General features: G+C 69.3%; 19 protein-coding genes. 14 read left to right on the forward strand and 5 right to left on the reverse strand.

Features of this window, described 5'->3' with window-relative positions:
* The first annotated feature begins 208 nt into the window (after positions 1 to 208).
* The 13 genes from ACZ54P_RS40210 (at position 209) to ACZ54P_RS40270 (ending at position 15,206) form a co-directional block, all read left to right on the forward strand.
* Positions 209 to 676 carry a (2Fe-2S)-binding protein gene (locus tag ACZ54P_RS40210; RefSeq protein WP_465466875.1) on the forward strand — a complete coding sequence of 156 codons (468 nt, stop codon included), beginning with the start codon at positions 209 to 211 and terminating at the stop codon, positions 674 to 676.
* A complete protein-coding gene (gene accD / locus ACZ54P_RS40215; RefSeq protein ID WP_465466876.1) occupies positions 639 to 2,312 on the forward strand; it encodes an acetyl-CoA carboxylase, carboxyltransferase subunit beta in 1,674 nt (557 codons plus the stop codon). The genes ACZ54P_RS40210 and accD overlap by 38 nt, the downstream gene beginning before the upstream one ends.
* A gap of 31 nt (positions 2,313 to 2,343) precedes the next feature.
* The gene (locus ACZ54P_RS40220) at positions 2,344 to 2,892 is read left to right on the forward strand and encodes an acetyl-CoA carboxylase biotin carboxyl carrier protein (RefSeq protein ID WP_465466877.1); all 549 of its coding nucleotides are present in this window, start codon (positions 2,344 to 2,346) and stop codon (positions 2,890 to 2,892) included.
* A 29-nt stretch (positions 2,893 to 2,921) separates the two neighbouring features.
* Positions 2,922 to 4,283, forward strand: a complete 1,362-nt coding sequence (locus tag ACZ54P_RS40225; RefSeq protein WP_465466878.1) for an acetyl-CoA carboxylase biotin carboxylase subunit — start codon at positions 2,922 to 2,924, stop codon at positions 4,281 to 4,283.
* Between the two features lie 56 nt (positions 4,284 to 4,339).
* On the forward strand, positions 4,340 to 5,302 hold the full coding sequence (locus ACZ54P_RS40230; protein WP_465466879.1) for an NAD-dependent epimerase/dehydratase family protein: 963 nt from the start codon (positions 4,340 to 4,342) through the stop codon (positions 5,300 to 5,302).
* Positions 5,299 to 6,609 (forward strand): lipopolysaccharide biosynthesis protein RfbH, encoded by a 1,311-nt coding sequence (rfbH, locus tag ACZ54P_RS40235; protein WP_465466880.1) that lies wholly within the window; start codon positions 5,299 to 5,301, stop codon positions 6,607 to 6,609. The genes ACZ54P_RS40230 and rfbH overlap by 4 nt, the downstream gene beginning before the upstream one ends.
* A 33-nt stretch (positions 6,610 to 6,642) precedes the next feature.
* On the forward strand, positions 6,643 to 7,869 hold the full coding sequence (locus tag ACZ54P_RS40240) for a nucleotide disphospho-sugar-binding domain-containing protein (protein ID WP_465466881.1): 1,227 nt from the start codon (positions 6,643 to 6,645) through the stop codon (positions 7,867 to 7,869).
* A gap of 154 nt (positions 7,870 to 8,023) precedes the next feature.
* On the forward strand, positions 8,024 to 9,613 hold the full coding sequence (locus ACZ54P_RS40245) for an FAD-dependent monooxygenase (protein ID WP_465466882.1): 1,590 nt from the start codon (positions 8,024 to 8,026) through the stop codon (positions 9,611 to 9,613).
* A 219-nt stretch (positions 9,614 to 9,832) separates the two neighbouring features.
* Positions 9,833 to 11,305 (forward strand): NDP-hexose 2,3-dehydratase family protein, encoded by a 1,473-nt coding sequence (locus ACZ54P_RS40250; protein WP_465466883.1) that lies wholly within the window; start codon positions 9,833 to 9,835, stop codon positions 11,303 to 11,305.
* Positions 11,302 to 12,342 carry a Gfo/Idh/MocA family protein gene (locus ACZ54P_RS40255; RefSeq protein WP_465466884.1) on the forward strand — a complete coding sequence of 347 codons (1,041 nt, stop codon included), beginning with the start codon at positions 11,302 to 11,304 and terminating at the stop codon, positions 12,340 to 12,342. Before ACZ54P_RS40250 ends, ACZ54P_RS40255 begins: the two co-directional genes overlap by 4 nt.
* Entirely contained in the window at positions 12,342 to 13,082 is a 741-nt protein-coding gene (locus tag ACZ54P_RS40260) for an NAD-dependent epimerase/dehydratase family protein (protein WP_465466901.1), read from the forward strand. The genes ACZ54P_RS40255 and ACZ54P_RS40260 overlap by 1 nt, the downstream gene beginning before the upstream one ends.
* A 13-nt stretch (positions 13,083 to 13,095) precedes the next feature.
* Positions 13,096 to 14,403 carry a nucleotide disphospho-sugar-binding domain-containing protein gene (locus ACZ54P_RS40265; protein WP_465466885.1) on the forward strand — a complete coding sequence of 436 codons (1,308 nt, stop codon included), beginning with the start codon at positions 13,096 to 13,098 and terminating at the stop codon, positions 14,401 to 14,403.
* 2 nt (positions 14,404 to 14,405) lie between these two features.
* The gene (locus ACZ54P_RS40270; protein WP_465466886.1) at positions 14,406 to 15,206 is read left to right on the forward strand and encodes an FkbM family methyltransferase; all 801 of its coding nucleotides are present in this window, start codon (positions 14,406 to 14,408) and stop codon (positions 15,204 to 15,206) included.
* A 1,002-nt stretch (positions 15,207 to 16,208) separates the two neighbouring features.
* Here ACZ54P_RS40270 and ACZ54P_RS40275 read toward each other — a convergent pair.
* The gene (locus ACZ54P_RS40275) at positions 16,209 to 17,735 is read right to left on the reverse strand and encodes a right-handed parallel beta-helix repeat-containing protein (RefSeq protein ID WP_465466887.1); all 1,527 of its coding nucleotides are present in this window, start codon (positions 17,733 to 17,735) and stop codon (positions 16,209 to 16,211) included.
* Between the two features lie 589 nt (positions 17,736 to 18,324).
* Between ACZ54P_RS40275 and ACZ54P_RS40280 the strand changes: the two genes are divergently transcribed.
* Entirely contained in the window at positions 18,325 to 19,587 is a 1,263-nt protein-coding gene (locus ACZ54P_RS40280) for an FAD-dependent monooxygenase (RefSeq protein ID WP_465466888.1), read from the forward strand.
* A 48-nt stretch (positions 19,588 to 19,635) separates the two neighbouring features.
* Here ACZ54P_RS40280 and ACZ54P_RS40285 read toward each other — a convergent pair whose 3' ends face one another.
* From ACZ54P_RS40285 to asnB, 4 genes are all read right to left on the reverse strand, one after another.
* Positions 19,636 to 20,658, reverse strand: coding sequence for a methyltransferase (locus tag ACZ54P_RS40285; RefSeq protein ID WP_465466889.1), 1,023 nt, complete (start codon positions 20,656 to 20,658; stop codon positions 19,636 to 19,638).
* Between the two features lie 40 nt (positions 20,659 to 20,698).
* Positions 20,699 to 21,556 (reverse strand): LLM class flavin-dependent oxidoreductase, encoded by an 858-nt coding sequence (locus ACZ54P_RS40290; protein WP_465466890.1) that lies wholly within the window; start codon positions 21,554 to 21,556, stop codon positions 20,699 to 20,701.
* 100 nt (positions 21,557 to 21,656) lie between these two features.
* On the reverse strand, positions 21,657 to 23,225 hold the full coding sequence (locus ACZ54P_RS40295; protein ID WP_465466891.1) for an MFS transporter: 1,569 nt from the start codon (positions 23,223 to 23,225) through the stop codon (positions 21,657 to 21,659).
* A gap of 85 nt (positions 23,226 to 23,310) precedes the next feature.
* A complete protein-coding gene (gene asnB, locus ACZ54P_RS40300; RefSeq protein WP_465466902.1) occupies positions 23,311 to 25,167 on the reverse strand; it encodes an asparagine synthase (glutamine-hydrolyzing) in 1,857 nt (618 codons plus the stop codon).
* Positions 25,168 to 25,689: the final 522 nt, after the last annotated feature.

A 25,689-nucleotide genomic window follows, 5' to 3' on the forward strand; every position in this document is an offset into this window, starting at 1 on the left:
AACTGGTCTTCACCGCGGACGACGTACTCGACCGCGTCGACGAGCACGGAGACCTCCTCGCCGACCTTGACGCCACACGAGCGGACTTGCCTTGACACGCGACCATCTCGAGAGGGCCGGGCCAGCGCCACTGACGACTTTCCTCGGGCAGTGACGTCCTGAAGGGGACCCTGTCAGTGCCTTGAGCGTCAACGGCAGGCGGGTGTCGATGACAGTGGACAACCGGACCTCGCTACTGGATCTCCTGCGGGAGCAGCTCGACTTGCCCGGCACGAACAAGGGCTGTGACGCGGGTGCGTGCACGGTGCTGGTGGACGGGCGGCGGGTCAACGGATGCCTGACGTTGGCGGTGCGCCTGGAGGGTGCGGAGGTCACCACGATCGAAGGACTCGCGAGGGGCGACGACCTGCATCCGCCGCAGAAGGCGTTCATCGAGCAAGACGCGTTCCAGTGCGGCTTCTGTACGCCGGGGCGAGGGGTACTCGCGGTGCCCCCGACCAGTGAACTTCGGCGTCGATGCTCGGCACCTCCTGCCGCTGTCCGGCACTGGTCGACCGTCCTTCGTGCGGCCGTAGAGCGTGAAGGTGCAGGGTCGGCCTCGCCGGTGCGCCACGCCGGCCCCGACGGAAGGAGCGGCGATGTCCAGCCAGACTGCCGAGCGGGCGACCGAGGGTGAGGCCGCGCGTTGGCTCCGGTGTGCCGGGTGCGGGACCGTGCTCTACGCCCGGCGGGTCGAGCGGGAACTCGGGGTGTGCCCGGACTGTGGCCACCACCATCGGCTCGCCGCGGCCGAGCGGATCCGCGGGCTGCTCGACGAGGGCTCGGTCGTGCCGATCGAGGCGGACCTCGTGGACGCGGACCCGCTGAACTTCACCGACCGGGTGGCCTACCCCGATCGGCGGGCGGCGGCACGGGCCGCGACAGGGTTGCGCGAAGCCGTGGTCTGCGCGCGCGGCACCGTGGACGGGCACCCGGCCGTGCTGGCCGTGATGGATTTCCGTTTCCTTGGTGGCAGTCTCGGCGGCGCGGTGGGAGAGCTGATCACTCGCGCGGGTGAGGTGGCGCTGCGGCGGCGTGAACCGTTCGTCATCGTCAGCGCGTCCGGGGGCGCCCGGATGCAGGAGGGGCCGCTGTCGCTGATGCAGATGGCCAAGACTAGCCAGCTCATCGGCAGGCTGGACGCGGCGGGCGTGCTCGTCGTTTCGATCGTCACCGACCCCACCTTCGGCGGAGTGGCCGCCTCCTACGTCACGCTCGCCGACGTGATCATCGCCGAACCCGGTGCCCGCCTGGGTTTCGCCGGCCCCCGGGTGATCGAGCAGACGATCAACCGTCCGTTGCCGCCGGGCTTCCAGACCTCGGAATTCCTGATGGCGCACGGGTTGATCGACGCCGTGCATCCGCGTGCCGAGTTGCGTGCCAGGCTGGCGTCGCTGCTGGCGGTGACCCGAAAGGCCGGTGCGCCCGATTCGTCCACAGTGGACGTCGACGGAGTGGTGCGGGATCCGGACGCGTTGCCGGAGGCCGATCCTTGGACGGCCGTGCGCGACGCCCGCGACATCACCCGGCCCACGGCGGCCGACTACCTCGGCCGCTTGTGCTCCGACTTCGTCGAGCTGCGGGGTGACCGGCTCGGCAAGGACTGTCCGGCGATCCTCGGCGGGCTCGGCCTGCTCGACGGCGAGCCGGTCATGGTCATCGGGGTCCGGAAAGGACACAGCGCCGCGGAGCTGACCGCGGCGGACTTCGGCATGGCTTCACCGGCGGGTTACCGCAAGGCGGCCCGGCTGATGCGTCTCGCGGAGAAGCTCGGCGTCCCGGTCGTCACCCTGATCGACACCCCTGGCGCGGCGGCCGGAATCGAGGCCGAAGAACACGGGCAGGCGTATGCGATCTCGGAAAGCATCCGGTTGATGGCGGGGCTCGGCGTGCCGACGGTCGCGGTCATCACCAGCGAAGGCGGCAGCGGGGGCGCGCTGGCGCTGGCCACCGCCGACGAGGTCCTCATGTTCGGTGGCGCGGTCTACTCCGTGATCAGTGCCGAGGGCTGTGCGGCGATCCTGTTCGGTGACGCGGCGAAAGCGCCCATAGCGGCCCGCGCGATGCGGGTCGACGCCCGGCAACTGCTCGGTCTCGGCATCGTCGACGGCGTCATCCCCGAGCCGGACGGCGGCACCCAGGCCGATCACGACGCGGCCGCTCGCTCGCTCCGCACCGCGCTCACCGCCGTCCTGCGCCGGCTGCGCGAGCTGGACCCGGAAGTCCGCTCGCGGCGTCGCTACGAGCGGTTCCGCGCGTTCGCCGATCACTGATCCGTTCACCGCTTGGAATGAGGAGAAGACCGTGACCGAAGAGCTGCGCCAAAACCACTTGCGCAACGCGGAACTCGACACCGACAGCGTGATCGACCCGTTCGGCCGCCGGGACGACACCGGCGGGCTGGAGCTCGACGGCCCGCGCGACATCGTGCCGTTGCTGCGCGAGGCGACCAAGGTCGCGGCCGACCTGCTGGAGCGGGGCGGCCGCCCGCCGACGGCGTTGCACGTGCGGGCGGGCTCGGTGTCGATCGACCTGTCGTGGCGTGAGGCCGCGCCCGCGCCCCAGACCCACGCGCCGGTCGCGCCCGTCCCCGAGTCGCCCGCCGGTCCGGCCGGGCACGTCGTTGCGGCGCCCACCGTCGGGGTGTTCTACCGCGCGGCGTCACCCGGTGCGGAACCGTTCGTCACCGAGGGCGCGACGGTCACCGCGGGGCAGCAGATCGGGATCGTCGAAGCGATGAAGCTGATGATCCCGGTCGAGTGCGACCGCGGGGGCACCGTCCGGGAGATCCTCGCCGGCGACGGTGAGCCGGTCGAGTTCGGCACCCCCTTGCTCACCGTCGACCCCGCCTGACCCCATCGGCCCGGAAGTTCAGGAGCAGCATGATCTCCAGCGTGTTCATCGCCAACCGAGGCGAAATCGCGGTCCGGATCGCGCGTGCCGCGCGTGACCTGGGGGTGCGGGTGGTGGCCGGTTGTTCGACGGCGGACCTCGGCTCCGGGGTCGGCGACCTCGCGGACCGGGTCGTCCACATCGGACCGGCGCCGTCGCGCCGCAGCTATCTCGACGCCGCGGTCACCATCCAGGCGGCGTTGCTCAGCGGCGCCGAGGCGATCCACCCCGGCTACGGATTCCTGTCCGAGGACGCCGACTTCGCCGAGGCCTGCGCGGCCGAAGGGCTGATCTTCATCGGCCCGCCGCCCGAGGTCATGCGGCGGCTGGGGGACAAGTCCACGGCGCGTGCCGCCATGACCGCGGCGGGGCTGCCTCTTCTGCCGGGCGCCGTCGAACCGGTGCGCGACATCGAGACAGCGCGGTGCGTCGCCGACGAGGTCGGCTATCCGCTGATCATCAAGGCCGTCGCGGGCGGCGGCGGACGCGGGATGCGGATCGTCACCGAGGAAAGCGACCTCGTCCCCGCCTTCGAGGAGACCACCGCCACCGCGCGGGTGCTGTTCAACGACGGCCGGGTCTACCTGGAGCGCTACCTCGCCGGCGCCCGGCACGTCGAGGTCCAGGTGCTCGCGGACGCGTACGGCAACTGCGTGCATCTCGGCGAACGTGACTGCTCGGTGCAGCGCCGTCACCAGAAGCTCATCGAGGAGTCACCCGCGCCCCGGCTCCCGGAAGGCTTGGCCCAGCGCATCCGTGAGGCGGCCGTGCGCGGCGCGCTGGCGACCGGTTACGTCGGCGCGGGCACCTTCGAGTTCCTCGTCGGCGACGACGGCGAGTTCTACTTCATGGAGGTGAACTGCCGCATCCAGGTCGAGCATCCGGTGTCGGAGATGGTCACCGGGGTGGACCTGGTGCAGGAGCAGTTCCGGATCGCGTCGGGGGAGAGGCTCCGGTGCGAGCAGTCCGATGTGGAACTTCGCGGGGTGGCCATCGAATGCCGCATCAACGCGGAGGACCCGGCGCGCGGCTTCCTGCCGACACCCGGGCTGGTGGAGGAGTTCGTGCCGCCCGGCGGGGCGTTCGTCCGCGTCGACACCCACGCGCGCAGCGGTTACCGCATCCCACCGGACTACGACTCGTTGCTGGCCAAGGTGATCGTGTGGGCGCCCGACCGGTCTTCGGCGATCACCCGCATGCGCAACGCTCTCGCCGAACTGCGGGTCCGCGGCCCGGGGGTCCATACCACCGCGGCCTACCTCGACGCGGTACTGGCCGACCCCCGCTTCGCCGGCGCCACTCACCACACCCGCTTGCTGGACGACTTCGGCGCGCCGGTCGCCGTGGCCTGACCCCGCTTCCACCGCGGCTACAACGAAAATCGTGTGGGCGTGCCTACGGTCCGAACATGTCGAACAGCACGCCGCGGCTCGGGCGCGGGACGGCGCCGGAGCGGGTGGTCGTGCTCGGCGGGACCGGCTTCCTCGGCCGGAACCTGTGCGCCGCACTGGCGGCGGCCGGACATGAGGTCACCGCGGTGGCCCGTCGACCGCCGACGGCGTCGCCGGGCTACCGGTTCCGGCGGTTCGACGTCCTCGGCGGCGGAGCGGCGGAGCTGGCGGGGCTGCTCGCCGAAGAGCGGGCGACGGCGTTGGTCAACGCGGCGGGCGCGGTCTGGCGCGGTTCCGATCAGGACCTGACCGACACGAACGCCGCGCTGGTGAACGTCCTGCTCGACGCGCTCGGCCTGCTCGTGGCCGCGCCGCGGTTGATCCAGCTCGGCACGGTCTACGAGTACGGGAATCCCGCCGGGGCCGTCGCTCTGCGTGAGTGCACGCCCGCCGCGCCCACCAGCCATTACGGCCGCGGCAAACTGCTCGCCACGGAGGCGGTGCTCGCCAGGGACGACCGGGCGGTCGTGCTGCGGCTCAGTACGGCCATCGGACCGGGGATGCCGGCGGAAAGTCTGCTGGGGTCGGTGGCCCGCCGGCTCGCCGACGCGGAAGGGCCGGCCCTGGTCGAGCTTCCGGTCCTCCGTGGCCGGGGCGACTTCCTCGACGTGCGGGACATCGGTGACGCCGTCCTCGCCGCACTGCGCACACCGGAAGCCGCCGGCCTGTTCAACATCGGCCGCGGTGAGCTCGTCGGAGTCGGCGACCTGGTGCGGCGGCTGATCGACCTCAGCGGGGTGCCCGCGCGCGTGGTCACCCGGGCCACCGGAGGTTCCAGGCGGACGAAGGGATTCGAGGGACGGCGGATCGTGCGGGAAGCCGCCGGACAGGTGCTCGGCTGGGCACCGCGCAGGTCCCTGACCGACGCGCTGCGCACGTTGTGGCAGGACACCAGCATCGAACGGAGACGGCACGCATGAACGACCCGGCAACGCAGTCCATCCTGGAACAGACCCGAAAGCTGCATCGCGGCCGCCGCACCGACGCGGCGTTCGTTCCCGGTGTCACCCCGATCCTGGCGTCCGGCGCCGTACTCGACGAGGACGACCGCGCGGCCATGGTGGCGGAGGCACTCGAACTGCACATCGCCTCCGGCGCCACCGCACTGCGCTTCGAGCGCGAGTTCGCCCGTGCGCTGAAGCTGCGCAAGGCACATCTGACGAATTCCGGGTCGTCCGCGAACCTGCTCGCGATGAGCGCGCTGACCTCGCCGAAACTGGGGGACCGGCGGCTGAAGCCGGGAGACGAGGTCATCACCGTCGCCGCCGGTTTCCCGACCACGGTCAACCCCGTCCTCCAGAACGGCCTCATCCCGGTCTTCGTGGACGTCGACCTGGCCACCTACAACACGACGGCGGACCGGGTCGCGGCGGCCATCGGCCCCCGTACCAAGGCGATCATGCTGGCGCACGCACTCGGCAATCCGTTCGAGGTCGCCGAGATCGCGCAGCTCGCGACCGATCACGACCTGTTCCTCATCGAGGACAACTGCGACGCCGTCTGGTCGACCTACGAGGACCGCTACACCGGCACCTTCGGCGACATGACCACGGTCAGCTTCTACCCCGCGCACCACCTGACGATGGGCGAGGGTGGCTGCCTGCTCACCGACAATCTGGTGCTGGCCAGGATCGTCGAGTCCCTTCGCGACTGGGGACGGGACTGCTGGTGCCCGCCGGGCGAGGACAACCGGTGCCTGAAGCGGTTCGACCACCGGATGGGCGACCTGCCGCACGGCTACGACCACAAGTACATCTTCTCCCACGTGGGCTTCAACCTGAAGACGACCGACATCCAGGCCGGGCTGGGACTGAGCCAGTTGCGCAAGCTGTCCGACTTCGTGGCGGCCCGCAAGCGGAACTGGCGGCGGTTGCGGGAGGGGCTCGACGGCCTGCCCTGGCTCGTCCTGCCGGAGCCGACCCCCAACAGCGACCCGAGCTGGTTCGGGTTCGTCATCACGGTCGACCCGGCGGCACCCTTCGCGCGCCGCGATCTCATCCACTTCCTGGAGTCCCGCCGGATCGGCACCCGCCTGCTGTTCGCGGGGAACCTCACGCGGCAACCCGCCTACATCGATCAGCCGTACCGGATCTCCGGGGACCTGAGGAACAGCGACGTGATCACCGAGCAGTCGTTCTGGATCGGCGTCTACCCGGGGGTGACCGGCGAAATGATCGACTACATGGTCGCTTCGATCGGCGAGTTCGTCACCGGGCGAAGCCACTAGGGCGTGTCTGGCGGATCACGGAGGAAACCACGGATGAGAGTCCTCGCGCTGCCGTCGCCGTCCGCGGCGACACACATCATGGCCATGGCGCCGCTGGCCTGGGCCCTGCGGGCGGCCGGGCACGAGGTGCTGTTCGCCGGTACCCCGGACATCGCCGCGTCGGCCCACGCGGCCGGGTTCAGCTACGCCGGCCTCGGCTCTTCGAAGAACTTCAACCGGGATCTCTATGTCGACCCCGGCGACCGGTTCCCTGTCGAGGAGTGGAAACACCGGGAAACGACGCGGTACGGCCGGTTCCTGGTGGAGATGCTCGCGGACCTGCATTCGGTCTACGCCACCGACGCGCTCGCGGACTACGAGCGCTTCGCCCGCGCCTGGCAGCCGGATCTGCTGTTGCCCGACTCGACGGCGCTGATCGGCAGGGTGCTCGGCGGGGTGCTCGACGTCCCCATCGCGACCCACCGCTACGGCGTCGACGCGACGGGCGCGGTGTACCACGACAGGGCGAGGTGGAATCTCGCCCCGTTGTGCGGACGGCTCGGTCTCGCGGGACTGCCCGACTCGGATCTCGTCGTCGATCCCTGTCCGCCGAGCCTGCAGTCGCTGGAGGCGAGTCCCGGCCTGCGGATGCGGTACGTGCCGTTCAACGGCGCCGGGATCATGGCCGACTGGGCGATGCGACCGCCGGAGCGCAAGCGCGTCTGCGTCTGTTTCGGCAAGACACTGCTCTCGATCTGCGGGCCCCGGCCGCTGGTGCGGGTGGTCGAAGCGCTGACCGGGCTCGACGACGTCGAGGTGATCGTCGCGCTCAACAAATCCGACGTCGCGCTGGCCGGTGAGCTGCCGGAGCGGTGGCGGGTCGTCGAACTCATGCCGCTGGACCTGTTCCTGCCCACCTGCGACCTCTTCATCGCGCTCGGCGGCAGCGGTGCCGCGCTCACCGCGGCGGCACTCGGTATCCCGCAACTCGTGCTGCCGCAGGTGTTCGACCACTTCGACTGCGCGAGCCGGATCGAGGATGCGGGGGCGGGCCTGTCCATCGACACGCGGGCGGCGCAGGCGGACATCGACGGCATCCGGGGGGCGATCACGACCATTCTCGGCGACCCGTCCTACGCGGCCGCGGCCCGGCGGGTGCGCGAAGAGAACGAAGCCGGCCTGACACCCGCCGACGTCGTCACCAGGCTGGAAAAGCTGGTGGCGGGCCGTCGAGCGGGCGAGAACCGTGCCGGGAGAGCCCGCACCGCCGTTCCGAGTTGACATAGTCATAATCTGACTAGTACTTTGATGGCTATCGGGCCTTCCCGGCCGGTCGTCGCACCTCCGTCGTGTCGATGCCACCAGGCGGGAACTGCGTCCGCCTGCCGGGGAAGCCGGCCGACGACAGCACGAACAATTCAGAGGGTGAGACGTAATGGCAGACGAGGCACGCGTACCGGTTCTGGTCGTGGGTGGTGGTCTGGTCGGGCTGGCCACCACTTTGTTCCTGGCCGAGCAGGGTGTGCGCACCCTGCTGGTCGACAGGCACCCCGGTACCTCGATCCAGGGCCGGGCCCGCGGGATCAATCAGCGGACCATGGAGATCTACCGCGCGCTGGGCCTGGAAGGGGCCATCCGGGAGGCGGGCAAGCCCTTCGAGGACGACTGGGGCGTCGCCCGTTGCGACACGCTGGCAGGCGAATGGCACTGGCTGTTCAACGACGACGCGCCGCGGATCTGGCCCAGCCTCAGCCCCGGCGAGTTCTGCCAGGCCGACCAGAGCGCGGTGGAGCCGATCCTGATCGCCGCCGCTCGTGAGCGGGGCGCGGAGCACCGCTTCAACACCGAACTGGTCTCGATCGTCACCGACGACAACGGCGCGACCGCGGTCGTCCGCGACCGGGAGACCGGCGTCGAGGAGACCGTGTCCGCCGACTACGTCGTCGCCGCGGACGGTCACCGCAGCCCGATCCGTGAGCAGCTCGGCATCCACCGCACCGGCCCCGGCGTGATCCAGCACTCGGTGAGCATCGTCTTCCGCGCCGATCTGTCGGAGTTCGTGCCGAAGCCGGCGCTGTTCTGGATCATCGTGAACGACAAGGTCGGGGCCGGCCTGGTGACCACGGCCCAGCCGAATCGCTGGGGGATGAGCGTCGGTTACGACCCGGCCGCCGGCCAGTCGATCGCCGACTTCACCACCGAGCGCTGCATCGCGGACGTCCGCGCCGCGATCGGCCGGGACGACCTGGAAGTCGAGATCGACGACGTCGCCGCTTGGGAGCAGGCCATCGGCATCGCCGATGAGTACCGCAGCGGCCGCGTCTTCCTCGCGGGCGACGCCGCGCACGTGTGGCCGCCCGCCGGGGCGATGGGCGCCAACACCGGCGTGCAGGATGGCTACAACCTGGCGTGGAAGATCGCCGGTGTGGTGCACGGCTGGGCGGGCGACGACCTGCTCGACAGCTACCACGTCGAGCGTCACACGGTCGCCGTCGAACTGTCCGACCTCGTGGTCAACCGGCAGATGAAGCGCAACAGCGCCGAGGTCGAGGACGACACGACCGACGACCAGCTCTGGGCGTTCGGCCAGCGCTACTGGTCCTCGGCGGTCATCGGCGCCCAGCACGACACCGTGTTCGGCGACACGCTGAGCAAGGTGGCGGAGCCGGGCGTGCGCGCACCGCACCTGTGGGTCGAGCGCGACGGCGCGCGGTTGTCGACCCACGACCTGTTCGGCCGCGGGTTCGTCCTGTTCACCGGCACGGACGGCGCCGAGTGGGCCGAGGCCGCCGCCCAGGTTTCGGACAAGCTTTCCGTTCCGCTCCAGGCTTTCCGGATCGGCGCGGCCGCCGACGGCGCCGACCTCGCCGACGTGGAGAACGTCTGGGACAAGCGGTACCGGGTCGGTGCGGGTGGTGCCGCGCTGATCCGTCCCGACGGCTACGTCGCCTGGCTGAGCCCGGCGACCGGTCAGCCGGCGGAAGCCCTGACCTCGGCACTCCACACGGTACTGCGGACCGGCTGAACTCGAGAGAAAAGGCGGCCCCGCGGGCGGATTCGAGCGATCCGCCCGCGGGGCCGCTGCACGTCCGCGGCATTGAGTCCTTTGTGGACTTCAAGTGCGGGGTGGCCTTCGCGGGGTTCCAGCCGGGCTCCAGGAGCGATCGAGGCGAACCGGAGACTCTCGGCTCAGGGCAGCACGAGTTGTCTAGTGGCGTCAAGCCGAACTGATGAGGATGTGGCGATGGTGCACATGACTTCGGGGACGGGAACCCGTCTGCGCACGTTCGATCGCGCGGTTTCCGTCCGTATCGCAGAGTCCGCGCTCACCCTGAACGGCGTCCTCCGCATGGAACGGCTGCACCGTTGGCTCACCGTGCGCAAGCTCCAGGAGAAGTTCGACGTCCGACGCATCGCGTTCGAGCAACTGCGGAAGTGGTCGGTGGCACCGGACACCGGAAATCTGTCCCACGAGAGCGGCAAGTTCTTCAGCGTCGAAGGGCTGTCCGTCGCCGTTTCCGACGGCCCGGTGAAGGAATGGTCGCAGCCCATCCTCAACCAGCCGGAGGTCGGCATCCTCGGCATTCTCGTCAAGGAGATCGACGGTGTGCTGCACTGCCTGATGCAGGCGAAAATGGAACCGGGCAACGCGGACGGGATCCAGCTTTCCCCGACCGTCCAGGCGACCAGGAGCAACTACAGTCAGGTCCACAAAGGACGTCCGGTGCCCTACCTCAACTACTTCCGTGACACGGCGGGACATCGAGTGCTCGCCGACGTGCTGCAGTCGGAGCAGGGCTCGTGGTTCTACCGCAAGCGCAACCGGAACATGATCGTCGAGGTCACCACGGACGTCGAAGTGATCGACGGATTCTGCTGGGTCACGATCGGCCAGCTCCACAGCCTGCTGTCGGAATACGACCTGATCAACATGGACGCCCGCACGGTGCTGTCCTGCCTGCCGTTCTCGGCCGCGGGCATCGCGTCGTTGTTCAGCTTCGGCGGGGACGACTTCCAGTCCTCGGTCATCCGCTCGTTCTCCGAGGACAACGGCAGCCTGCACAGTTCCGGCGACGTCCTCAGCTGGATCACCGAATCCAGGGTGGGCAACGACGTCACGACGAAGCTGATACCGCTCGACGGGACGACAGGCTGGCGGCGGACCAGCCACGCCATCACCCACGAGACCGAAGCCTTCTTCGACATCATCGCGGTGGACGTGAGCGCCGAAAGCCGCGAAGTCCAGGGCTGGTCCCAGCCGATGATCTCGCCGAGAGGCACCGGTCTCGTCGCCTTCCTGGTCAAGCGGATCTCCGGCGTGCTCCACGTGCTGGTCAACGCCAGGGTGGAGCCGGGCTACCTCGACGTGGTCGAACTCGCGCCGACCGTCCAATGCGCCCCGGAGAACTACGACCATCTCCCACCGGACGCGCGTCCGCCCTACCTCGACGACGTACTCGAAGCACCTGCCGACGCCGTGCGGTACGACACGATCCTGTCCGAAGAGGGCGGCCGCTTCTTCAAGGCGCAGAACCGTTATCTCGTGATCGAGGTCGGCGACGGCGAACACGAGGACGTGCGCCAGGACTTCCGCTGGCTGACCGTGCACCAGCTCACCGCGCTGATCCGGCACAGCCACTACGTCAACGTCCAGGCTCGCAGCCTGGTCGCCTGTCTGCACAGCCTGTCCTGCGGTCTGCCGGGCGGCAACGGATGAGCACACGAACGGTGTCGACCGGGCACGACGGCGGTCCGGTCCGGCTCGGGGTGCTCGGAGCCTCCTCCGTCGCGAGGCGCCGGACACTGCCCGCGATCGCCGCCGCCCCGAACGTCGTCCTCGCCGCGATCGCCAGCCGGGACAAGGGGAAAGCCGCGCGGATGGCAGGGGAGTTCGGCTGTGCCGCGGCGGCGAACTACGACGCGGTGCTGGCCAGTGCCGACGTCGACGCCGTCTACCTGCCGCTGCCCGCCGCCCTGCACCACCGCTGGGCACTGGCCGCGCTCGCGGCGGGCAAACACGTTCTGGTGGAGAAGCCGATGGCGACCACCGCCGCCGAAACCTCGGAGCTGCTGGACGCCGCCGCGCGCCGGGGACTGGTGATCCGGCAGAACCTGACCTACCCGCACCACCGGCAGCACGCCACGGTACGAGACCTGGTGGCGGCGGGCCGGATCGGTCCCTTGATGGAGTTCCACAGCGCGTTCTGCATCCCTCCGCTGCCCGCCTCCGACATCCGCCACCGCGCGGAGCTGGGCGGTGGCGCGCTGCTGGACGTGGGCGTGTACCCGATCAGCGCGGCGCGGTTCTTCCTCGGCGACGAACTCGAAGTGGCGGGCGCGGTCCTGCGCTGGGACGCCGAGTACGACGTCGACATGGGCGGGGCCGTGCTGTTGCGGTCGGGCGACGGCCGTACCGCGACGCTGAGCTTCGGCTTCGAGCACGGCTACGGCGCCCGGTACCTGTTGTGGGGCGGCAGCGGCCGGATCAGCGTCGATCGTGCTTTCACCCCGCCCGCCTGGCTGGCCCCGGTCGTGCGCATCGAGGAACAAGACCACGTCGAGGAGATCGTGCTGCCCTCCGATCACCAGTTCCGGAATTCACTCTCGGCCTTCGCCGGAGCCGTGCTGGACGCCCGAAACACAGGCGCGGATCCCGAACGGGCGGTTCAGGCCGCTTCGGCGCTCGGCCTGGCCGAGCTGCTCGCGCGGATCGGTGCCGAGGCCCAGCGGGTCCCCGCGACACGGGCTTCGTGATGGAGATCGTCGGTGGCGGGTTCGTCGCGCGCGGCCTCGCCACGCTCGCTTCCCGGCATCCCCGCGTGACGTTGCTGGCCGCGGGTGTGTCCAGCACCCAGGCCGCGGGGAAGGGGGAGTTCGACCGCGAAGCCGGACTGGTCACCGAAGTCCTGCGACGCTGCCGCCGCCAGGGCATGGTGGTCGTTTTCCTGTCGACGGCGTCGCAGGCCATGTACGGCACGACCGGGACGCCCGCCGCCGAGCATTGGCCGGTGGCCCCGGAATCGCCCTACGGCAGGCACAAACACGCGCTGGAACGGTGTGTCATGGACTCGCCGGTTTCGTGGCTGGTGCTCCGGCTGAGTCATCTCGTGGGTGAGGGCCAGCGCGCGCACCAGCTGCTGCCGAACCTCATCCACCAGATCAGGTCCGGCACCGTCCGGCTGCGCCAGGGCGCGCACCGGGACCTCATCGACATAGCGGATCTGAGGTGCGCCCTGGACCATCTGCTGGAAAAGGAGATCACCGGCGAGGTCGTCAACGTCGCGTCCGGCACGCCCCACCGCGTGGAGCACATCGTGCAGGGGATCGAGGACAGGCTCGGCACGAGCGCCCGGCGGCTGGTCATTCCCGGGCCACCCGCCAGGACGGTGGTTTCGACGGAAAAGCTGTGCAGCCTGGTGCCGCAAATCCACTCGCGGATCTCCCGCGACCGTTACGCCGAAGACCTGCTCGATCGCTATGTCCCTTGTTACTAGGCAGGAGTGTCGAATGCGCGTGCTGTTCGCGGTGTCGGGCTGGCGTAGTCACTATTTCCCGATGGTGCCACTCGGCTGGGCGCTTCAGGCGGCGGGCCACGAGGTCAGGGTCGTTTGCGCCGCTTCGGAAACCCGGCACGTGGCGGCGGCGGGGCTGGTGCCGGTGCCGATCTTGAGCGGGACGGAGCAGCTCGTGCACGCCCGCTGGGTGAACGCCGTCCAGGCCCGGCGTGGGAAGTGGCCGTATCCGACTCCGCCACCGCATCCGGAGACCGGGGCCGAAGTGCGCGATCTCGACGAGATCGATCTGACGGCGGTCACGGCACGGCTGCGCTCGGCGGGTGTGGCCGCGGCCGAACGCAGCGCGGACAACGTGGTCGCGTTCGCCAGGAGCTGGCGGCCCGACCTGGTCGTGCACGATCCGATCAGTTTCGAGGGGCCACTGGTGGGCCGGGTGCTGGCCGTGCCGTCGATCAATCATCTCTGGGGCCCGGTCGGCCCGGAGGAGATGGTGCTCGCCTTCGCCGGGCTGGACGAGACAGCCGGGATCCACGACCTCGTCCAGTTCGACGACGAGTACGTCCTGAACCGTCCGCTGACCGACGCGCTCACCCGGTACGGCCTCCCCGAGACCGCTCCCGGCCCCGGATACGTGCTGGATCCCTGTCCGGCGAGCACCGAGCCCGGTCTCGTTTCCGACGTTCGCCTCCCGATTCGCTACCTGCCTTACAACGGGCCGGGGGAGTTGCCGGACCGGCTGCCGGAACAGGATCGCGGCCGGCCGCGGATCTGCGTCATCTGGGGCAACTCGTCCCGGCAGATCTTCGGTGACCGGGCGCTCGCGGTCCCCGCGATCGTCCGGGCGTTGACCGGCACCGCGGCCGAGGTGGTGGTCGCGGCCAACGCCACGGACCTGCGGGACCTCGGCCCGCTGCCGCCGAACGTGCGGCCGCTGGAAAACGTGCCACTGCACCTGCTGCTGCCGCGCTGCGACCTCGTCGTGCACCACGGCGGGGCGGGCTCCGCGATGACGTCGCTCGCGGGCGGCGTCCCGCAACTCGCCATCTCGCACGGTTTCGACCAGCACGTGATCGCGCGACGGATCGAAGCCGCGGGCGCGGGCCGCAGCATCGCCGGGCACATGGCGAACGAGAACGACATCCGGAAGGCCTCGCTCGAGATCCTGGCCGACCCCGCGTATCTCCGGAACACCGCCAGGGTGTGCCGGGAACTGCGGGAACGGCCGGCGCCGAGTGAGGTGGTCGGGGTGCTGGAAGAACTGGCGCGACGCCGGACGACGACTACTTCGGGAAAGAGCTGAGGATGACCGCCGAACCAGCCCGAGACGCGATCGGGACCTACGAGCTGCCGAACGGTGTGCGGGTGAGCTGCGCCGACGAAACCGAGGCGCGGATCCTCTGGGCCGAGATCGACGGGGACACCCCCTACGCCGAGGCGATCGCGGGGGTGGGGGCCGACGAGGTCGTCCTCGACGTCGGCGCGCACATCGGCCTGGCATCGCTGTGCTTCACCGAACGCGCCCCGGCATCCCGGATCATCGCCTTCGAACCCGCCGCCGCCACTTTTTCTTGCCTGGAAAGGAACTTCGCCGAGCATGTACCGAACGGCACGGCGCTGAAGCTCGCCGTCGCGGCGAAGAACGGCGAACAGGAATTCGTGTATCACCCGTACGTCAGCTCGAAGTCGACTCTGCACACCGACGAGACCGACGAAGACCTCAACCTCGAGGCCTACCTGGACAACGCGGGCTTCGACGAGCAGGCGAGACCGCTCGTCCGGGAGATGCACAACGTCCGGAAGATCGAGACGGTCGAGGTGGTCACCCTCAGTTCGGTGCTGGACGAGCACGAGATCGAGCGGGTCGGCCTGCTCAAGATCGACGTCGAGCGGGCCGAACTCGAGGTGCTCGAAGGGCTGCGGGAGGACCTGTGGCCGCGGATCCGGCGGGTGCTGGCCGAAGTGCACGATCGGGAGGGCAGGCTCGGTGCGGTGGTGGCCAAACTGGCGGGCCACGGCTACGACGTCCGTGTCCGCCAGGCCCCGGCCTTCGCCGGCGGCAGTGTCTACATCGTACTGGCGACCCGGGATCAGGGTCGTGAGTGATGAGGGTCGCCGAGGGGCTCTGGCGAGGGTGCGGGGGTGACGTGGCCGGACCGGTCACGCGGGACCGGGTGGATTTCGGGACATCTGATGTCCCGAAATCCACACAGCCGCCGGTCCGGGCCGGAGGTGTTGCAGGGCCGGTGTCCGACGCCGCCCCGATATCCTGGACGCCGATCGGCCCCCAATGTCCACAAGGGACACACCCTGGCGACTGAGTGACCGGTTGCTACTGCCGGCGTGGGGTGGATGGGCTGGGTTGGTCATGAGTGGTGATTCGGGTTCTCTTAACAGGTAAGGCGAAGGTGTTGTGTGGCGAGCGACGTCGGCTCACGCCGTGGCCGGATGTCCCCAATGTGGCATGGGGGACGCTGATTGTCTCCAATGCGGCATTGGGGACATGCCCGCCTCCCGATTGCCTGCTCACGCCACCAGGGGTGACCAGTCTCCCCAAGCCCTCAAGGAGGTGTCGCGAAAGCCACTTCCGGGACGGAAGTGGCTTTCGCGACACCTTCGGGACGTCACTGCCCAGTGCCGAACCCTGATGTCCAACGTCTCACAGGCCCTCCCGAACACGGCACCTTTGCCTTAGCCTCACTAACCCGAATCGCCACTCACGACCACCGTGACGCACGGCCCACCGCCGCCGCCCTTACGCACCTGGGAAAGGTGTGAAGGTCGTGTTTCCTCGGCTGAGCCGAGGGAAGGGCTCCTTCACGCGCTGTCGTTGTGACTGGTGGTGCTAAGGCGCTCGCGAAACCGCGCATGCCACCTGAAACGGGCGCCATGGCCGCCAGCGTTGTCCTTTATGGACAGTCAAGAGCGGGTCGATCCTGCCCGTGGCGTGGCGAGGTCGCGACGATGAAGGAATCGGGACGTCGAGTGTCCCGATTCCTTCATCGTCGATCCCGGCGTCCACTGAGCCGTGACCCTCGCGCGGGTAAGGCGCGGTGAGCTTCGGCGCTCCGGAATCGCCCTATCCCGACTTTGCCGGGCCCCTGCCGGTCAGGGGGTGACCCCGGCTCCTTCATAGGCGCCGATGTTCAGTTTGTCGGTGAGCGGGTTGCCGAAGAAGTCCTTGCCGCCGTTGTTCGCCACGGGCGCACCGTGCTGGATCGCGGGCGACGCCGCCCGGAGCCGGTAGCCGTTCGCCGTCGACATCGACGTCGCCGTACCGGGGGACACCAGCCGCGGGTCGCCGATGATCGAGGTGATGCTGTCGGCCGGGACCCCCGAAACCTGGTAGAACACGTTGTTCACGTACTGGCCGGTGGCGTCGTCGATGGACGAGCCCGACGGCTGGCCGTAGAAGATGTTGTTGGTGAACTGGACGCCGGTCGCGCTGGTGCTGACGTTCGTGACCAGCCGGGGGCTGTTCTGGGCGTAGAACACGTTGTTGTAGACCTGGGTGTTCGAGGCGTCGCCGCAGGCGATGGTCACCGTGCTGGTGTACGGCTCGGCGGTGCCTGCCGCGTCGTTCTGGCTGAGGTTGTACCGCGCGATCCCGTTGGCGTTCTTCAGTTCGTTACCGGAACACTGCAGCAGGAAGCCGCCCTTGTTGTCGTGCGAGAAGTTGTACTCGATGATCGTGTCGATGTTCGCGTCGTCCAGGCTGAACGCCATCGCCTGGCCCTTGCCGTTCGACACGTCGTTGTACCGGATCCTGGTGCCCTCGGCGTTCCAGCCGTACGCACCCGCACTGTCCTGAGTGGACCGTTCGTTGAAGCCGTTGATGATGTTGCGTTCGATGGCCGCGCCCGAACCGTTGAACACCACCATGCCCTCGCCGCCGATGTCGCGCACCGTGTTCTCGGTGAACCGCACCCTCGTCATCGGCACCAGCGGTGTATCGAGCCAGGTGGACAGCATGCCGACACCGATCCGGTCGACGTGCGTGACGGTGTTCTTGGTCACGGTGACGTCGTCGAACCGCGTCGGGGTCTTGGAGCCCGTGGCGTAGAACACCACCCCGCCGCTCGGCGGGAACCGGCAGTCGCAGCCGTTGACGTCGTGTACGTCCACATTGGACACCAGGTAGTGGCTGCCGACACCGTAGTCCTCGAGCAGGACGTAGATGCCCGCGCGCTGCTGATTCGCCGCCGGGGCCGGGCCGGTATTCGTGATGTCGAGGTCGCGCAGCTCCCAACCGGCGACGTTGCGGAGGTAGATCGCGCTGGCCGCGCCCTTGCCGTCGATGCGGGGCTTGGTGCCGGAGCCGTAGCTACCGACCTTGATCGGGCGGCCCGCCGTGCCGGAACCCGTCGGCGCGAAGGTGCCGGTGCAGGTGACGCCGGCTTTGAACAGGATGGTGTCTCCGGCCAGGTATTTCATGGTGTTGGCTTTCGACAGCTTCCACGCTTGGTCCGGACTGGTGCCAGGGCCGACGTCGAGACCGCGTGCGCAGTCCACGAAGAACGTGCGCGGGACCTTGGGCGGGTCCGCCGCGGCCGGTGTGGCCGCCACGCCCGTGCCGAGGAGCAGCGAGGCCGCGATCGCCAGGACCTTGGCCACGGCGGGTCGGTTTCCGTGCATGGATGTACCCCCTTGTTCGTTCCTGCGTCTGTGATGTCCTCCGGCTGCCCCCAGGCATGCCGTCACCCTCGGTTATGGGAATGAGCCCGATTCGTGCGAGCGGGTGTACTCCGCCGAGTTCGACACCCGCCGTTCGACACCAGACTTGTCACGCAGAGTCTAAGCAAGTCGCTTCGACGGCATCCATTAGTGAAATAACTAACTTATAACTATGTCTAAGGTGACTGGTCATATCGTGTCGCTGGACACACGGTCCATTACGTTGGGTATAATCATAAGAGTACTAACGTCATAATAACTAACCCGGATATGACCGTGTGAGGTGTCGCAGTGCGATCGGGCAACGGGGTCACGAGGTGTCCCCAATGGACGGCCGCGGGTGACGATCCCGCCCTCCGTTCCGGATGCGACAGTCGGTTTGCCTTCCCACCGCGCCGATCCGGCCGCCCGTCCATTCCGGACCGGTTGAGCCGCGGGGGCTGATCCCGCCTGGTCGTGGGCGAGTTTTCCCGCCCACGACCAGGGAATGATCACCGATCGCGTTCGACCGCTCACGCCAACGTCGCCGAAGCAATCTAGGTGGGTATCGATGCCGAATGAGCCGCAGCGAGTGCTGGTCCTGATTGTCGGCGGGGGTCTCGCCGGTCTCGCTTCGTCGCTGTTCCTGGCTCGGCAAGGGGTGCGCGCGGTCCTGGTGGAACGGTGGCCGGGGGTGCGGTCGACGGGTGGCGGGGACGGCGTCGACCAGCGGACCATGGAGATCTACCGGGCACTGGGTCTCGAAGCGGCGATCCGCGGTGACTCGTCGCCCGTCCGCGGGTGGTGGCCGGACCTCTGTCCGTGCGCGTACCACGAAGGGGAGCGGCACGAGGTCGAGCCGGTGCTGCTCGAAGCGGCCCGGCGGTGGGGTGCCGACGCCCGGTTCGGCACCGAGCTGGTGTCGATCGCCACCGACGCCGACGGGGCCGACGCGGTACTGCTGGACCGCGCCGGCGGACGGCGTGACGTCGTGCGCGCGGACTACGTGATCGCGGCGGAAGGGGCAGGCGGCCTCGTCGCGGCCGGCCTGGCCATCCGGCTGGAACTCCAGACGGCCGAAAGGCAGGCCGTTCCGTGGCCGTACCCGTCCGGCACGGCCGAGTTCTTCCGGGTCGGCCGGGTGTTCCTGGTCGGGGACAGCGCGCACCGGTGGCCCGAGGACGGCGCGCTCCGGGCGGGCCTCGCGGTCCAAGAGGCCCACAACGTGGCATGGAAGATCGCCGGGGTGATCCACGGCTGGGCCGGGCCAGGTCTGCTCGACAGCTACGAGACCGAACGCCGCCCCGTCGCCCTCGAAGTGGAAAAGCGGTTGTCGCGGTGGCCGACGTGGACACCGCCGGCCATGAACGAGGCCGAGGAACAGGTGCTGACGCTGGGGCAGCGGTACCCCGACGGCGCGCCGGCCGGGGACCGGCCCGCCTCGGTGTTCGACGACCGGCTCGGCGTGCGTGCCTGTCCCGGGGCGCGGGCTCCGCACCTGTGGCTGGAACGGGCCGGGGCCTGGTTGTCCACCCACGACCTGTTCGACGGCTCGTTCGTCCTGCTGACCACGAGCGGCGGAGTCGAATGGACCGCGGCGGCGACCCGGATCGCGAGCCGCACGTGCCTTCCGCTGCGGGCCTACCGGCTCGGCCGCAGCTCGGCGGACGCCGATTTCGGCGATGTCCAAGGCCGGGCACCGGACCGGTATCCGATCGGCGACGACGGCGCCGTGCTGATCCGCCCGGATGGCTATGTCGGCTGGCTCACCGACGCCGCGCCGGAATCGCCGGAACTCGTGCTGGGCGAGGTGCTCGACAGGCTGCTGCGATGACCCCGTCCCCGCGGCCTGCCGGTACCTACCCCCGGCAGGCCGCGGGCATCAGGGTTTGCGGCAGATGACGAGGGTGTCGTACGCGCCCAGCGGCTGCTCGGTGATGTCCCGGCAGCCCGCGGCCGCGGCGTGGTCCTTCACCTCGGTCACGGTGTACTCGGAACCGCCGTCGGTGACCAGCAGCATGTCGAGACTGATCACCAGGTTCTCCACGTGCTCGGGCTCGTCGTCCAGCATGCGGTCGTAGATGAGCAGGCTGCCGCCGGGTTCGACCGCGGCGTAGGCCTTCGCCACCAGCGCCTTGCGCTGCCCGGGATCCCAGTCGTGCAGGACGTGCCCGAGATTGACCAGATTCGCGCGGGGCAGCGGGTCTTCGAAGAAGTTTCCGCCGTGGAAGGTGGCCCGGCCGGTCAATCCCGTCTCGGTCATCAGCTCGTCGAAGAACGGCTCCATCTGGGGAAGGTCGAAGACCGTTCCGGTGAGCCCCGGGTTCGCGCCGAGCACCTTGGACAGCAGGTTCCCCCGGCAGCCGCCGACGTCCAGGACCGTGCCGTGGGGGGCGAAGTCGTACGCGGCGACCAGCTGGGGGCCGAGTACCTGGGTCAGCCCGTCCATCATCCCGATGAACTGGCGCAGCAGGCGAGGATCGGCCACCACCAGATCGAAGTTGCCCACCGCCTGCGGCCGCCCGGTGCGCAGCGCCTCGGTCAGCTTGCCCCAGGCCGGGTACAGGTTCCGGTTGGACCGCTGCAGGAAGCCGCCGATGTAGTCGTCGGTGCCGCGGATGAGGTACTTCGCCGCTGACGGGCTGTTGTGGAACCGGCCGTCCACGTGGTCGAGCAGGCCGAGCGCGGTGAGCAGGTGCAGCATGTCGGGCAGGCCTCGCCCGGCGACGTCCAGCCGCTCTCGGATCTCTTCGGCGGTGCCGGGGTTTTCCCGCAGGACCCCGAAGACATCCAGTTCGACGGCGGTGAGCAAGGCCTTGGCGTCGGAGAATCGGTTGCCAAGGCGGATGATCTGCTCCGCGGTGTCCAGAGTGGACGCCGCGGGGGCGGTGCTGGTGCTGGGCATATGCCGGCTCCTCGGGCTCGGTCGGGTCGGGGTCGGGGAATCAGGCGAAGGCGACCTTGGCCAGCTGGTCGAGCTGTCCAGGGTCCGCGGTGGTGGGGAAGAGCAGCAGTTCGTCGCAGCCGGCCGCGGCGTAGTTGTCGATCGTTTCGCGGAGCCTGCCTTCGTCGGAGATCAGGCCTTTGGCCAGGAATTCGGCTTTCGGCCCGATGTAGGAGTAGTAGTCGCGCAGGTACTGGGCGCCGCGGGTGGCGTTGTCCTCACCAAGGCCGACGTAGGTCATGGCGGCCATCTTCGGTTTGTCGTCGCGGCCGGCGGCGGCGAACGCGGTGGTGGCCCGCTCGACCAGGTCGGGGTAGGCGGCGGCGCTGCCACCGGGGGAGATCCAGCCGATGCCGTGCTTGGCCGCGCGGGCGAGCGCCGCCTCGGAGTGCCCGCCGATCCAGATCGGGATCCGGTCGCGCGCCGGCTTCGGGCCGATGCCGGGCACCTGGCCGCCGCCCGACCACACCTCCACGAGGTCCTCGAGCAACCGATCCAGGAGGGCGCCACGGCGCCGGTACGGCACGCCTGTCGCGGCGAAGTCGTCTTCGCGGCCCCCCGCCGCCACGCCGAGCACCAGCCTGCCACCGCTGAGCCGGTCGATGCTGGCGAGCTGCTTGGCCAATTCCGCCGCACTCGGCCGGTAGGCGGCGAGCAGGATGGTGCTGGCGAGGGTGATCCGTTCGGTCACCGCGGCGGCCGCCGCCAGCGCGACGAGGCTGTCGTAACTGTCGTAGACGAGCCTGTCGAGGACCGCCAACGTACTGAATCCCAGTTCTTCGGCACGTTCGGCGAAGCCGATCAGCTCGGCGCCCGCGGCGCCCGGCACCGTACTGGGTAGCCCTACTCCGATGTCCATGCGCTTGCCTTCTCCAATCGGGTTCTTGCCTGGTCGTTCCGAGCCTGCCGAGGCCCGGTCGGGTGGCGCTGGAGCGGAACTGGGACCTCACACGGGGACCTCATCCGGCTCGTTTCGGTGGCAGGAGCCGGGAAAGGGCGGCCGCGAGCAGGAGGACGCCCACCTGGATCCACAGGGTCGTGGTGGTGGCGCCGGCGAAGGCACGCTGCTTCACGTCGGTCAGCGCGGCGGTGACGGCCGGCCGGTCCAGCTCCGCGGAACGGCAGGAAACCGGCTGAGAGAACGGATTCGTGTCGGCCGCTTGGTCGCGTGCGCAGGAGGCGAACGATGCGGCCGGGACGCCGGGCGGAGCGGCCGCGGCCTGGTTTCCGCCGTGTGCCACGAGAGCGAAGAAGACGGTCGCCGCCACGCCGACGCCGACGGCGCCGGCGAACTGGAAGATCGCGGACAGGATGCCGCCCGCCGCGCCCGCGTCCCCTTCCGGCACGTCGCGGAGCTGGATGTTCACCAGCGTGCCGACGACCAAGGCCATCCCGGACCCGGCGATGAACAGCGCCGCGGAGACCGCCAGGGGAGACAGAGCGGCCCCGGTGACGCTCACCAGCGAACTCAGGACGGCGACGCCGAGCGCCAGCAACACCGACCCGGCGGCGACCGTGCCCCGGCCGAAGCCCGGGACCCGCTTGGCGCCCCAGGTACCGACGGCCACCAGCGCCACCGCGAACCCGACGAGGCTGACGGCGGTCCGCATCGGGGTCCAGCCGAGCGCGAGCTGCGTGAACCAGACGAGGATCAGGTTCACCGAGATGATGGTGGACATGACCAGCGTCGCGAGCAGACCGGCGGCGGAGAACGAGCGCAGCCGGAACAGGCTCGTCGGCAGCACCGCGTCCCCGCCGCGCCTGCGCTCGTGGCCGATCAGCACCAGCAGCAGCGGCACCGCCGCGCCGAGCATCGCGAGCAGCCACCACGGCCAGTCCGCCTCTCTGCCTTGCTGCAGCGGGACGATCACCAGCGTGGTGACCACCGCGATCAGCGCGATGCCGATCGGGTCGAGCCGCGGACGGCGCGGCGACCGGGACTCGCCGACGAGCGCCAGGGTCGCGACCACGATCGCGGCCCCGACCGGGACGTTGATCAGGAAGATCGCGCGCCAGCCGAGGCCGAAGAGATCCTGGGTCGCCAGCAGCCCGCCGAGCAGCGGCGCGCCGACCTGGGCAAGGTTGATCACCGCGCCGTAGATCATGAAGCCGGTCCCGCGGCTTTCCGGCCGGAACAGCAGTTGCATCATGGCGAACACCTGAGGCGTCATCAACGCGCCGAAAGCGCCTTGCAGCAGCCGGGCGGCGATGAAGAGTTCGGCGTTCGGGGCGGCGGCGCAGCAGGCCGACAACACGGTGAAGCCGGTGACGCCGATCAGGAAGATCCGACGCCGGCCGTGGCTGTCCCCGAGCCTGCCGCCGACCACCAGCACGACCGCGAAGGCGAGGACGTAGGCGACGACGAACCACTGGCTCTGCGCGTAGGTGGCCCCCAAGTCGCGCTGGATCACCGGCACCACCACGGTGACGATGCCGACGTCGAGCAGATCCATGAACGAGGCGAAGGCGAGTACGAACATGGCCAGACCGGCATGGCGCGGCACGGACGGCGCCGGGATGGTCGTCATGGGAAGCCTCTCCGGAACGGGAACACGCGGCACCGTGAAAACGGCCGGGCCCGGCCGCCGGGGCGGGAGCCGGGCCGCGCCGCGGTCAGATGGCGAGGTCGACCTTGTAGTGCCGGAGCCAGGCGTTGAACTGCAGCGCCGTTTCCACGTTGATCCGGCTCTGCCATTCGTGGGCGGAACCGGTCGGGTTCGCCGCTGTCTCCTTCGAGGCCTTCAAGTCGAGCAGGGGCAGCACCGGTGAAGACGAATCCGCCAGCACGCCGGCGAATTCGCGGTGCAGTGCCTCGGTGTACGCCGGATCCTGGGTCACCGGCCACGGGCTCTTCCGGCGCTCCACAATGGACTTGGGGAGCAGATCGCCGACGGCTGCCCGCAGGAGGCTCTTCTCACGGCCGTCGAACGTCTTGAACGCCCACGGGGTGTTGTAGAGGTATTCGACCAACCGGTGATCGCAGTACGGGATGCGGGTTTCGAGCCCGTGTGCCATCGCCAGCCGGTCGCCGCGGGCGAGCAGCATCGGCAGCCACCTGGTGAAATGCGCGTAACAGATTTCGCGCATCTTGTGCTCCAGGCCGTTTTCCCCTTCCTGGTGGGGAGTTTCGTCGATGGTCTGCTGGTAGTTGTCGGCGTAGTAGGTCGCCATGTCCAGCTTCCGGCTGAACAGCCCCTGGTCGAACAGGCCACGGCCGTGGCCGGTGCTCCGCATCTTGTTTTCGTTGGCCACCCAGGGAAAAGTGCCGGAGTTGGTGAAGTCCGGGTCGAACATCCAGCGGAAGCCGCAGAACACCTCGTCGCCGACCTCGCCGGTGAGCATCACCGTGGAGTGGTCGCGCACCGATTTGAGCATCAGGTAGTGCGAGGTGTCCATGTCGCCGAGGGTGGACGGCATGTCCTGTGCCAGCAGCACCGCCCGCCGGGTCTCCGGGTCCATCAGGTCGGCGGTCCGGATCGTCAGGTCGGTGTGATCGGACCGGACCAGCGCGGCCATCTCGGCGGCGAACGGGCCGTCCGGGGTGTCGCGGACGTCGTCCGGCCGGAAGTTCTCTTCGTAGCCCTCGAAAGCGTGGGTCACCGTGCGCACCCGGTCGCCGCCGAGTTTCCACATCCACTGGGCGGCCAACGCGGTGATCGCGCTGGAGTCCAGCCCGCCGGACAGCCCGACGCACAGCGGCACGTCCGCGACCAGTTCGCGCAGCACGATGTCGGACAGCAGCGAGCGCACGTGCGCGATGGTGCCGCCGAGGTCCTCCTCGTGCGGTTTGGCCTCGAGCTTCCAGTAGGTCTGCTCGTACAGGCCCTTGCGGCTCACCGTGAGCGTGTGACCCGCGCGAAGTTCCCGCATGTCACGGAACACCGCGGCGCCGGGGCGTTTGGCCGTGGAGAAGATCTCCCGCAGCCCGTCGAGGTCCACCGTCGGCCGGATGGCGGGATGCGCGAGCAGCGCCTTCGGCTCGGAGCCGAAGATGAACCCGCCGGGGATCTTCGCGTAGAAGAGCGGTTTGATGCCCATCCGGTCGCGGATCAGCACCAGTTCCTCGGTCCGCACGTCCCAGACGGCGAACGCGAACATGCCCTCGAGGCGCTCCGCGCAGCGCACCCCCCACTCCAGGTACGACCGCAGCACCACCTCGGTGTCGCTGCGGGTGCGGAACTTGTGCCCCCGCTCGCGCAGTTCGGTGCGCAGCTGCTGGAAGTTGAAGATTTCGCCGCTGTAGGCCAAGACCGCGGTGGGGCTCCCGTCCTCGTCGGCGATCATCGGCTGCGCGCCACCGGCCGGATCGATCACCGCCGTGCGGGTGTGCCCGAGGCAGGCGTGGCCTCGCAACCAGAGCCCGTGATCGTCGACGCCGCGGCTCGCGATCGCCTCGGTCATCAATTCCACGGTCGGCCGTTCCGTGGCCAGGTCACGGTGGTAGTCGATCCAACCGGTGATTCCGCACATGTGCCAGCCCTCTCGTCCGATCGAAGCCACTTCGACGCAGGCTCGTCAGTGAGGCTCGAACAGGGCTCGACGCCATCTGGAAGCGGCCTTCACGCTTTCCCTGATTTGGACGCCGACGTGGCTTCAGTGGGGTCGTGAGTGGCGATTCGGGTTAGAACCCGAATCGCCACTCACGACCACCGGTACCGACGCGGGTCTGTTCGCCGGGGTGAAGGGCAGGACGAAGGCGTAACACGCGTGCTCAGAGACGTAACTCGCGTGCCTGGACCCCGCACTCGGGTGTTACGCCTCCAAGTACGGGTGTTACGCCTTCAAGCACGCGAGATCCGGCTCCAAGCACGCGAGTACGGCGCCGCGTCACCCAAGCCACCATCCCGCCCCAACACACCACGTTTGCCTTACCCCTCTATAGAACGACCCAATCCCTCACGACACCCGCGCAAAAAGGTGCAATCTGACCAAATCGGGCACGGCCGTGTCCGGAAGTGTCCTTTGTGGACGATGCGGGACCGGGCTGAGCCT

The sequence above is a fragment of the Amycolatopsis sp. NPDC034160 genome (assembly GCF_055575355.1).

Bases quoted from the DNA above. Each gene is read 5' to 3' on its own strand.
- ACZ54P_RS40260 (WP_465466901.1), top strand. From the start codon at position 12,342: ATGGAGATCGTCGGTGGCGGGTTCGTCGCGCGCGGCCTCGCCACGCTC.
- ACZ54P_RS40275 (WP_465466887.1), bottom strand. From the start codon at position 17,735: ATGCACGGAAACCGACCCGCCGTGGCCAAGGTCCTGGCGATCGCGGCC.
- ACZ54P_RS40210 (WP_465466875.1), top strand. From the start codon at position 209: ATGACAGTGGACAACCGGACCTCGCTACTGGATCTCCTGCGGGAGCAG.
- rfbH (WP_465466880.1), top strand. From the start codon at position 5,299: ATGAACGACCCGGCAACGCAGTCCATCCTGGAACAGACCCGAAAGCTG.
- asnB (WP_465466902.1), bottom strand. From the start codon at position 25,167: ATGTGCGGAATCACCGGTTGGATCGACTACCACCGTGACCTGGCCACG.
- ACZ54P_RS40295 (WP_465466891.1), bottom strand. From the start codon at position 23,225: ATGACGACCATCCCGGCGCCGTCCGTGCCGCGCCATGCCGGTCTGGCC.
- ACZ54P_RS40225 (WP_465466878.1), top strand. From the start codon at position 2,922: ATGATCTCCAGCGTGTTCATCGCCAACCGAGGCGAAATCGCGGTCCGG.
- ACZ54P_RS40240 (WP_465466881.1), top strand. From the start codon at position 6,643: ATGAGAGTCCTCGCGCTGCCGTCGCCGTCCGCGGCGACACACATCATG.
- ACZ54P_RS40245 (WP_465466882.1), top strand. From the start codon at position 8,024: ATGGCAGACGAGGCACGCGTACCGGTTCTGGTCGTGGGTGGTGGTCTG.
- ACZ54P_RS40230 (WP_465466879.1), top strand. From the start codon at position 4,340: ATGTCGAACAGCACGCCGCGGCTCGGGCGCGGGACGGCGCCGGAGCGG.
- ACZ54P_RS40265 (WP_465466885.1), top strand. From the start codon at position 13,096: ATGCGCGTGCTGTTCGCGGTGTCGGGCTGGCGTAGTCACTATTTCCCG.
- ACZ54P_RS40270 (WP_465466886.1), top strand. From the start codon at position 14,406: ATGACCGCCGAACCAGCCCGAGACGCGATCGGGACCTACGAGCTGCCG.
- ACZ54P_RS40285 (WP_465466889.1), bottom strand. From the start codon at position 20,658: ATGCCCAGCACCAGCACCGCCCCCGCGGCGTCCACTCTGGACACCGCG.
- ACZ54P_RS40255 (WP_465466884.1), top strand. From the start codon at position 11,302: ATGAGCACACGAACGGTGTCGACCGGGCACGACGGCGGTCCGGTCCGG.
- ACZ54P_RS40290 (WP_465466890.1), bottom strand. From the start codon at position 21,556: ATGGACATCGGAGTAGGGCTACCCAGTACGGTGCCGGGCGCCGCGGGC.
- accD (WP_465466876.1), top strand. From the start codon at position 639: ATGTCCAGCCAGACTGCCGAGCGGGCGACCGAGGGTGAGGCCGCGCGT.
- ACZ54P_RS40250 (WP_465466883.1), top strand. From the start codon at position 9,833: ATGGTGCACATGACTTCGGGGACGGGAACCCGTCTGCGCACGTTCGAT.
- ACZ54P_RS40280 (WP_465466888.1), top strand. From the start codon at position 18,325: ATGCCGAATGAGCCGCAGCGAGTGCTGGTCCTGATTGTCGGCGGGGGT.